At 44.5% G+C, this 9,997-nt stretch carries 7 protein-coding genes and 3 pseudogenes; 6 read left to right on the top strand and 4 right to left on the bottom strand.

The window, feature by feature from the left end; translation table 11 throughout:
* Nucleotides 1-398 precede the first annotated feature (398 nt).
* Together yiaY and AB4589_RS01945 are read left to right on the top strand one after the other, a co-directional pair.
* On the top strand, nucleotides 399-1,547 hold the full coding sequence (gene yiaY, locus AB4589_RS01950; RefSeq protein WP_372099171.1) for an L-threonine dehydrogenase: 1,149 nt from the start codon (nucleotides 399-401) through the stop codon (nucleotides 1,545-1,547).
* Between the two features lie 237 nt (nucleotides 1,548-1,784).
* Nucleotides 1,785-2,708 (top strand): annotated as a pseudogene (locus AB4589_RS01945) (hypothetical protein).
* 119 nt (nucleotides 2,709-2,827) lie between these two features.
* Here AB4589_RS01945 and AB4589_RS01940 read toward each other — a convergent pair.
* Nucleotides 2,828-3,262 carry a YccF domain-containing protein gene (locus AB4589_RS01940; RefSeq protein WP_017111843.1) on the bottom strand — a complete coding sequence of 145 codons (435 nt, stop codon included), beginning with the start codon at nucleotides 3,260-3,262 and terminating at the stop codon, nucleotides 2,828-2,830.
* A gap of 247 nt (nucleotides 3,263-3,509) precedes the next feature.
* On the opposite strand from AB4589_RS01940, the gene AB4589_RS01935 reads away from it, so the two are divergent.
* Nucleotides 3,510-3,635, top strand: coding sequence for a hypothetical protein (locus AB4589_RS01935; protein WP_017060906.1), 126 nt, complete (start codon nucleotides 3,510-3,512; stop codon nucleotides 3,633-3,635).
* Between the two features lie 104 nt (nucleotides 3,636-3,739).
* On the opposite strand, the gene AB4589_RS01930 is transcribed toward AB4589_RS01935, so the two are convergent.
* Nucleotides 3,740-4,816 (bottom strand): low specificity L-threonine aldolase, encoded by a 1,077-nt coding sequence (locus AB4589_RS01930; protein ID WP_372099170.1) that lies wholly within the window; start codon nucleotides 4,814-4,816, stop codon nucleotides 3,740-3,742.
* Nucleotides 4,817-5,119: 303 nt separating this feature from the next.
* Here AB4589_RS01930 and AB4589_RS01925 point away from each other — a divergent pair, with 303 nt between their 5' ends.
* The 3 genes from AB4589_RS01925 to AB4589_RS01915 all read left to right on the top strand — a co-directional run bounded on the left by AB4589_RS01925 (nucleotide 5,120) and on the right by AB4589_RS01915 (nucleotide 9,413).
* Nucleotides 5,120-5,734 carry an NAD(P)H-dependent oxidoreductase gene (locus AB4589_RS01925; protein WP_372099169.1) on the top strand — a complete coding sequence of 205 codons (615 nt, stop codon included), beginning with the start codon at nucleotides 5,120-5,122 and terminating at the stop codon, nucleotides 5,732-5,734.
* A gap of 3 nt (nucleotides 5,735-5,737) precedes the next feature.
* Nucleotides 5,738-7,663, top strand: coding sequence for a monovalent cation:proton antiporter-2 (CPA2) family protein (locus tag AB4589_RS01920; RefSeq protein ID WP_372099168.1), 1,926 nt, complete (start codon nucleotides 5,738-5,740; stop codon nucleotides 7,661-7,663).
* 526 nt (nucleotides 7,664-8,189) lie between these two features.
* Complete coding sequence (locus tag AB4589_RS01915; RefSeq protein WP_372099167.1) at nucleotides 8,190-9,413, top strand: DUF819 domain-containing protein; 1,224 nt, start codon at nucleotides 8,190-8,192, stop codon at nucleotides 9,411-9,413.
* An 81-nt stretch (nucleotides 9,414-9,494) separates the two neighbouring features.
* Here the strand turns inward: AB4589_RS01915 and AB4589_RS01910 are convergent.
* Together AB4589_RS01910 and AB4589_RS01905 are read right to left on the bottom strand one after the other, a co-directional pair.
* Nucleotides 9,495-9,713: pseudogene (locus AB4589_RS01910) on the bottom strand (hypothetical protein); the annotation flags it as partial.
* A gap of 56 nt (nucleotides 9,714-9,769) precedes the next feature.
* Nucleotides 9,770-9,997, bottom strand: a pseudogene (locus AB4589_RS01905) (IS5/IS1182 family transposase); the annotation flags it as partial.

Here is a 9,997-nt window from a genome sequence, read left to right as displayed (position 1 = left end):
GAGTGGATTCCATACATCATGTTAAGTATTATGATGAACAACCAGAAGACACCTCTGACGCCTTAGATACCGATGAGTCTCAGCAACCTCAAATTGAAGCTAACGATGACTCACGCAAACCATCGACACAAACTGAACTTGAACCGACGTTGAGTGAATAGCCTTTACTTTCATGGTCATGGAACGTAATTCTGTTATAAAATCTATCAATCGTTCGCTTTCCATTACTGACAATAAACACATAAGAAAACCATAAAAACGATTGCTATATGAGCCCTATCACAACACATAATCACAAAGTGGTAGTTCGGAATCAAAGTTGTTCCAGAACAATGGTCGACCACTTGAATGCCGACAACATGTAGGAAATTAAAAATCATAATTAACGGAGTTTTCCAATGTCTACTGCATTTTACATCCCTACAATCAACTTCATGGGTACTGGCTGTCTGAAGGATGCTGCTGATAGCATTCAGTCTCAAGGCTTTAAAAAAGGTCTGATCGTTACTGATAAGATCCTGAACCAAATTGGCGTAGTTAAACAGGTACAAGACCTTCTTAGCCAGCGTGGCGTAGACGCAGTTGTATTCGACGGCACTCAACCAAACCCAACCATCACTAACGTGAACGATGGTCTTGAGTTACTAACTGACAACGATTGTGATTTCGTTGTTTCACTAGGTGGCGGTTCGCCACATGACTGTGCAAAAGGTATCGCTCTGGTTGCCTCTAATGGCGGCAAAATTGCAGATTACGAAGGCGTAGACCAGTCTGAAAAGCCAATGATGCCTCTAATTGCTATCAACACAACAGCAGGTACAGCTTCTGAAATGACGCGTTTCTGCATCATTACTGACGAAGCTCGTCACATTAAGATGGCTATCGTTGATAAGCACACAACACCGCTTATCTCAGTAAACGATCCTGAGTTGATGCTTGCTAAACCTGCATCACTAACGGCAGCAACAGGCATGGATGCGTTGACACACGCAATCGAAGCTTACGTTTCAATCGCAGCAACGCCAATTACCGACGCAGTTGCAATTAAAGCAATCGAACTTGTGCAAGCACATCTAAGAACAGCAGTAGCGCACGGTGAAGACATTGAAGCTCGCGAGCAAATGGCTTACGCACAGTTCATGGCGGGGATGGCATTCAACAACGCTTCTCTTGGCTATGTTCATGCAATGGCGCACCAACTGGGTGGTTTCTACGACCTTCCACACGGTGTATGTAACGCTATCTTGCTACCACACGTTCAACGTTACAACGCTCAAGTTTGTCCAGAGCGTCTACGTGATGTTGCAAAAGCAATGGGTGTGAATGTTGAAGGTATGACACCAGAGCAAGGCGCAGAAGCCGCTATCAACGCGATTGTTCAACTAGCAAATGACGTGAACATCCCAACTGGTATCGCGCAACTGGGTGCTAAACTAGAAGACATCCCGACTCTGTCTGACAACGCACTAAAAGACGCTTGTGGTTTCACTAACCCTAAACAAGCGACTCACGAAGAAATCTCAGCGATCTTCGAAGCGGCAATGTAATCTAGCGACAAGTTATTCGAGCTAGAAACACGCGGCTCTTGCTAAAAAAAAATAGCTAACACAAACGGGCTCACCTTCTGAGCCCGTTTTCTTTTATCTGCCTGCCCCTTTCAATTCTTTGCCTTCACACAAACCAAGAGCGACGAATCACTAGCTACTCACCACTAAAAAGTCGCATTGTTGCGATCGCTTGGTTATAGTCAAACTATTGATATATAGAATGACAAACAGGTTCCATTGAGTCGTTGGATAGTTAGCACCTTATTATTAGCTTCACTCGTTGCCCACTCCGCTCAAGCGGAGGAACAAAATGAGTGTCACAGTCAACCGCTAGAAGACGCCCCAGTCGAAAAGGCCTACCACTACCTAAACAGTAAATTTTGCCAACCCGCATTATGATTTGACAGTTTCTTTGTCGATGACCGCATTACAGAAGATGCTCGAGCGGGCACTTCTGTCCGTTGGTACAACGATTTTATTTACTCAGAAGGTGGTGACGTCGACTACTCAACCAAGCTCAACGCACGTTTACATCTTCCCTTTGCGAGTAAGCGCCTAAAATTAATCTACGAATCTGTCAGCGATGAAGAGTTCTTTGATTTCTTTCCACAAGATTCAGAGGAATTAGAGAGCGCACTCGGCCTTCGTTACGATGCTTATGCCAAGGGTTATAGTAGCTTCAATATTAAAGCGACACTGCGTCCGCGTATTGAAGCTCGTTATCGCTTTACCTACCCTCTCACCACCGATGCCGTATTCAGGCTGACCCAACGTGTGTATCAAGAAAAGCAAGAAACTGGCGAGATCACCGATATCGATTTTGATCTTTCTTTGAGTGATGACTTCTTAGCACGATGGTCGAACTTTGCAGGTTATAACGACGACCTTAAAGGCTGGGAGTACGGGACGGGACTGACTTTGTATCACTATCTTTCTCAAGACCAAGCTCTGCAATACAGCGCCACTATCACAGCAACCAGTGAACCATATAACCACTACGAATACTCACAGGTGTCGATAACCTACCGAGAAAACGTTTGGAAAGAGTGGCTGTTCTACGAATTGATTCCGCGCTATCAATGGGAACGAGAGCCCTATGAAAAACACACCGAAGAAGCCAACATCACTCTTAGGCTTGAAGTCTTGTTCAACAATGTCTAGTGGAACAGTATCTAGTGAGTGTTTGTGAGATTGGGGCATCGTTAGATCGAAAACGAGGCACAAAAAAGCACATCATGTGATGTGCTTTTTCAGTTCTATATAAGGCTTAAACTGTAGTCTTAACCCTTGTAGTTTCTTACTCGTGCCGCCTCTGCTTCACGCTTGTCGACGACCGTTTTACCGATTGGCGCCAATGAGATAACCGCAAGCTTAAGGTGCTGAATCGCAAACGGAATACCGATAATAGTAATGAAACACGCTACTGCTGACATGATGTGACCAATCGCCAACCAGATTCCAGCAAATAAGAACCAAATGATGTTACCAATCAGACCAAGTGGGCTGGTACCGATGTCAGTTTCATTGGTCAATTCATCACGTGAAATCGCTTCTTGACCAAATGGGAAGAATGAGAAGTTGCCCATTACAAAACACGCTCTACCCCATGGAATACCAACGATGGTGAGGAATGCGAGCAGTCCGAAGAACCACCATGCCAATCCCATAAATACGCCACCAAACAGAAACCAAATGATGTTTCCTATTGTTCTCATGTTGTCTTATCCAAATCTTTGAATGCTGTTTATTTCATATGCCGAGTAAGGCAATACTTGTTCTAATAGGTTCATTATTATTGAGTCTTTATGAACCGCTTATGAATCGCCTACATTTTCTGTGATTGATACACACCACGAAACGCCAAATCCGCATAGGGATCATCGATTTTATTTGATACCATGTTCGTAGATTTTTAGTATCACAAAGCTAAACAGCTACAACAACTAATTTAAGGCCGAATTTATGAACAACACTGAGCAACCTAAAAAGAAAATGAAAAACTGGGTGCCAATCGTCTTCTTCGGACTTCTCAGCACAGTGCCTGTATTCATGTTTTTAGTCGACGTGTACATCAACCAATACATGTAACAAGACCCCGCCATCCTATCGGCGTAAAAATGAATACAGGAAACATGTCCTGTATTCATCTCAGTTAAGTCACTTCTGCTGTAATCAATTCAACTCTTCTGCGATCAAATCAGCTCTTCGTTAATAAAATCTAAAATGTCGATCAGCTCATGATCTGGCAAGTTTAGTAAGTTATCACCCACATACCATTCAATCTTACATTGGGTTGGCAGTTCGCTGATCGCTGGGTTTCCTATCCAAACCTTGTGCTTCTTAGCTATATTGTCGCGCAGGATAATGCCATCCTCAAAACTCACCGGTAAATAGAGGTGAAGCATGTTTACTTGGGGTTGCTGCGGGTTCACTTTGAACTGCGGGTAATCTTGTAAGATTTGATAGATTTGCTTGGTACGCTCATACAATGCTGGCATCAACTCGATCCGTTGATCAAACTGCATTGCTGCCGAAACCACGTAAGGCGTGCGATGATAAACATTTCCGCCCTGACGCTTCATCCATGCTGAAGCTTTTGCTACGAAAGCCTTATCACCTAGTAGGAGTGACCCCCCAAGACCATTTAACCCTTTATAGAGCGAAACATAAGCTGTATCGAACCCCTTAGCAATCTCGCTATATGGCTTTTGATAATACGCGCCACACTCCCACAAACGAGCACCATCCATATGCAGATGAATCGATTGTTCTTTGCAGTACTGCTTTATCGCTTCAAGCTCTTCCCACTCAGGCAGCTGACCACCAATCTCTCGCATCGGTAGTTCATACAATGCCGCGGCAATCTCATCAGGCCAAGCCTTTAAGTCGTCGACATTCCAAGTGCGAAATACATTACCAACCGGAAGTACATTGAAACGGTTCTGGAGCTGATACCCTTGGCGTTCATGGCGCATAATATGGCTGGATTCGTGCATCGCCACCAAAGGATTTCTTTTTTCTTGGCAAGCAATCTCTAACGCTGTCGGTTGATTCATTGTGCCAGTAATCACAAACACGGCGGCTTCATAGCCGAGCAAATCAGCCACTTTGCTTTCAAAACTCTCAATAAAATCGCCATCACCGTAGGTGTCGTGCGCCACATCATGTGTTTCGCACCATTCAGCCATTTGCGCGAAGGTTTGTGCTGGTGTTGGATCGAAGTGACCAGAAAGCAGCAAATTACATTGTTGACGCAAGTCCGTGCTCATACCTTTTCCTTTATTCATTGTCGTTCTATGTAGGGTGATTGAATTATTTACGTTAGCCTTCAACGGTGACATAAAGTGCACCTCTTCGCTTTTATTATTAGCGAATAATTAGTTTTACGCAGTCATCGGCTGCGTGTGCCGGAAATACTCAAATTGACGGGTGTTTTATATAATTAAGTCCCTAAAAACACGCGCATCTAACTAGATAAGTATGGGCTAATTCGTTGTTGTTCAACCATTCTTCTATTATTGTATATCTATAATTCCAATAAATATTATTCGTTAATGGACAAAGAGGGCTATATGTCGAAAAATCGAGTCTTGGTGCTATTCGCCCACCCTTCTCAGCATCGCTCTGAAGCGAACAAACCCTTATTTGAGCAAGCCAAGCGTATTGAAGGCGTCACCTATGTCGATCTTTATGCTGAATACCCGACCTTCAAGATCAATATCGATCGTGAACAGAAACGCCTGTTGGACCATGACATCATCATTTTTCAGTTCCCACTATATTGGTACTCAACACCCGCGATTCTTAAAGAATGGCAAGACCTCGTCCTAGAATACGGATTTGCTTACGGCACCGACGGTAATGAACTGCAAGGTAAGAGCTTGTTATGCAGTATCACCGCTGGCGGCAAAAAAGAGGCTTATCAAACTGACGGTTATAACCACTTCACCATCCGTGAACTGCTTCACCCAATCGAACAAACGGCGTCTTTGTGCGGCATGAACTACTTGGCTCCATTGGCTTTGTTTGGTTCACGTACTGCGTTAGAAGAAGGCCGAATTCAAGATCATGTAAATAGCTACAAATCTCTTTTAGAGGCTTTTGTTGCGGGCGAAGTCGATCTTAAAAAGGCAAGCAAGGCTGAAAAGCTAAACCATTATGTCGATGAAATGATGAGCAGAGGTTAGATCATGACAGGATATTTTCTACAAGCATTTATCTATTTGCTCGCGGCAGTCATCGCCGTCCCTATCGCCAAAAGGCTTGGCCTCGGCTCTGTGCTTGGTTACCTGATTGCCGGTGTGGTGATTGGCCCAATCATCGGCTTAGTGGGTGAAGAGACCACGACCATTCAACACTTTGCCGAATTCGGTGTAGTAATGATGCTGTTCTTGGTCGGGCTTGAGCTTGAGCCGAAGATGCTTTGGGCAATGAGAAACCGCCTGATGGGGCTCGGCGGCCTACAAGTCGGTGGCACAACGGCCATAGTCATGGGGATTGCTCTGTTCTTCGGGCAACCTTGGACGATCGCGCTGACTATCGGTTTGATCTTCGCACTGTCATCTACCGCGATTGTTCTCCAAACCTTTAATGAGAAAGGGCTCTCCAAGACAGAAGGCGGCAAGAATGCTTTCTCGGTCTTACTGTTCCAAGATATCGCTGTCATTCCGATGCTGGCATTTATCCCTCTATTGGCATTGCCAGAATTAATCGAAGCTGCACAAAGCGCGGTCGCTTCGACTTCTGATCACCATGAAGAGTTGAGTCTTGTTGCTGGCCTACCCGGCTGGGCTTATGGCCTTGTGATCACAGCATCTATTGCGATTGTTGTGGTCGGCGGGCACTTCTTGAGTCGTCCACTGTTCCGCTTTGTGGCGAGCTCAGGCTTGCGAGAAATCTTTACTGCAACCGCACTGATGTTGGTTATTGGTATTGCTGCACTAATGAGCCTAGTCGGCCTCTCACCAGCTTTAGGAACCTTCCTTGCGGGTGTGGTATTGGCGAACAGTGAATTCCGCCACGAGCTTGAGTCTAATATAGACCCGTTTAAAGGGCTGCTACTTGGCTTGTTCTTCATTACGGTAGGTGCGGGCATCAACTTTGATGTTCTATTCAACGACTTTGGTTTGATCATTGGCCTCACTCTTGGCGTTATGCTACTTAAAGCCTTGGTGTTGTTTACATTGGCGTTGATCTTCAAAATTAAAAATAGCGACCGTTGGTTGTTTACGTTGAGCTTGGCGCAAGCCGGTGAATTTGGTTTTGTACTACTGAGCTTCTCGGCTCAAAACCACGTATTGCCTGCTGATATAGTCCAAACTCTGTCGCTGGTTGTTGCTCTTTCAATGTTCCTAACACCAGGCTTATTCATTCTATTTGATAAAGTGATACTTCCTCGTTACGAGCAAAAGTCTAACGACCGAGAAGCCGATACTATCGAAGAGAAAGGTACGGTGATCATTGCTGGTATTGGCCGATTCGGTCAAATCGTTAACCGCTTATTGGTGTCGAATGATGTCAAGACTGTGGTTTTGGATCACCAAGCCAACCAAGTCGATTTACTTCGCTCTATCAACATCAAATCTTACTTTGGTGATGCGACTCGTCATGACTTATTGCATACCGCAGGGATCGAAGAAGCGGCAATGCTTGTCGTCGCTATCGATAACCAAGACTCAAGCGTTGAATTAGTAAAATACGTTAAACACACCTACCCTAAAGTGAAAATTTTAGCGCGTGCGTTCGACCGTGGTCACAGTTACCGCCTACGAGAAGCTGGTGCAGATTCTGTAGTCTCAGAAACGTACCACTCGGCACTCGAAATGGGCGCAGAAGCTCTACGTTCTTTAGGGCACCATCCATTCTTCGTTGAACAGCAAAAATCAACGTATCAACGTGTTGAAAGCCGTAAGTCTGAAAAACTATACCAAGCTTGGTCTGAAGCGGAAGAGAACCCACGTTACGACAACAACTACCGACAAATCTTCATTCACCTTGAAGAAGCAATGAAAGAAGACATGAAAAAAGACCGTTCAGACAAGCACTCTCGCTCAGAACGAGGTTGGACACCGCCACCGAAAGGCTATGCAGATGGCTTTGAGGAAGAACAAACCTAAGCAGAGCTCAAATTCGAGGTTAACAACCACTCAAAAAGCGGCTTTCGGGTCGCTTTTTCATTCTCTAAATACGAATAGCACGACCGATGAAGCCAAAACACGGAACCTAAATCAGATGAACCACGACATTTATGTGATCCAGTTATAATTTTCAATCTCAAGCTACCCGTCAAAAATGAATTCACTTTTTACATTTATAAAACATTACCTCTCCACATAAACCATACCGTCAATGTGGGTATATATGCATTCTTTTAAGCCCTTCAGTCGTCGTTCTAATTCGTAGCGACCATCCTCTAACGTTTGAGTTACATTGCATATATCTAAACACGCCTCACAAGTCGCCACTAAAACATTTACACCACCAATAATTAACGCTCCGCATTCACAAACTCAAACCATAAAAATTAACACGAACGTTTCAAAGTATGTCTATCGTTACAATTTGTAACGCATGCCAGTTGTCGGTATAGTCCTGCACTTCAAAAAGTGAGGCGGTCGCGCTCACCTTAAAGGAGATATAATAATGATTACTAATGATGCAGTAATAATGGGCATGTTAGCTGTTATTCTTGGCGGTGTTTTTATCACGGAAAGTAGCCAAAATAGCGCACTGAAAAAATTCTACTCGTTCGTTCCGGGTCTATTGCTCTGTTACTTTGTTCCTTCTCTATTGAATAGTTTAGGCATCATCGATGCGTCAAACTCAAAGCTATACTTCGTTGCAAGTCGCTACCTATTACCGAGTGCACTCGTTCTTCTGATCATCTCAGCAGACCTTCGTAAAATATTTGGCCTTGGTTCTAAAGCCGTCATCATGTTCCTAACCGGTACTGTCGGCATTATCATTGGCGGGCCTTTAGCGATTCTAATTATCGACCAAGTTAACCCTGACCTTGTATCTGGCGATGTATGGCGCGGCCTTACAACTGTGGCTGGCTCTTGGATTGGCGGCGGTGCAAACCAAGCAGCAATGAAAGAAGTGTTCGAGGTTGATGATCAACTCTTCTCTGCAATGATTACGGTTGATGTTATCTGTGCGAACATTTGGATGGCCGTGTTACTTATCATGGCAGGCCGTCAGAAGAAAATTGATGCATGGTTAAAAGCAGATACTTCATCTATTGAAGAGCTAAAAGAGACGGTTTCTAAATACCAAGAAGAGAACGCTCGCCCAACGACCACAACAGATTTAATGAAGATCACGGGTATTGCGTTTGGTCTTACGGGTCTAGCTCACTTATTCAGTGACCTAATCGCACCTTGGATCTCGACCAACGCTCCAGAGCTTGCGAAATACAGCCTTACATCAGGCTTCTTCTGGTTAATCGTAATGGTGACAACGTTCGCGCTCATCGCTTCATGCTTCAAATCAACACGCAGCCTTGAGCACAGTGGCGCGTCTAAAGTTGGCTCGGCATTCATCTACATCCTAGTTGCAACCATCGGTATGCAAATGGACGTGACAGCTATCTTAGACAACCCAGGTTACTTCTTCATTGGTATCACATGGCTAACTATCCATGCCATTCTAATGATTGTGATGGCGAAGCTTATCCGTGCACCACTGTTCTTCATGGCTGTCGGTAGCCAAGCTAACGTTGGCGGCGCAGCATCGGCTCCTATCGTAGCTGCAGCGTTCCACCCAGCATTAGCGCCAGTAGGTATCCTAATGGCAGTATTGGGTTACGCTCTCGGTACATACGGCGCTTACATCTGTGGTCTCATCATGCAGGCTGCTGGGGGTTAATAGAATCGCTTCAATCCAATAACACAAAAGGCTGAACGATCATCGTTCAGCCTTTTTCATTTCTACTCTTCCACACTGAGATTAATCAAACAAAGACGCCAGCTTATTTTCAACAACTGGGCTGATATTAAAGCTCAACATAAAATCTGGACGCGTTTCTTCGTCTTTCTCAAGGTAATAGTTCGCTTCAATGCCAAACTTCCAAGGACGTCCGTTCAACACAGTAGTCTTGCTTACGCTTATATTCAACGGAATTTCCGCCTGATCCTTATTCCAATCATACGAGAATGTCGGCGCAGAGCGGCTTTGTTGCGTAATTCAGTTTAGAGACAGAGCAGCCCCATTTCGTGCGTTTCTTAGTCAATACGGCAAGTTTCAGGCATACCTAACCCAGTGAGCTTGTTCAACGCTTTTATCATCGCGTAAGTTTCTCCCACTTGTGCATTGTAATTTCTTAAACTTAAACGACCACCAAATAACTGTTTAACTCGATACATCGCTGTTTCTGACAGGGAGCGTTTGTGGTAACCATACCGCTCTTTCCAATACTTATTTGAGCCATATAACTTCTGGCAACCTACTGC

This window comes from Vibrio sp. 10N.222.49.A3, from assembly GCF_041475145.1.
GTDB lineage: Bacteria > Pseudomonadota > Gammaproteobacteria > Enterobacterales > Vibrionaceae > Vibrio > Vibrio tasmaniensis_A.
The sequence above is the reverse complement of the archived record's forward strand: the minus strand, read 5'-3'. Positions and strand labels throughout refer to the sequence as shown.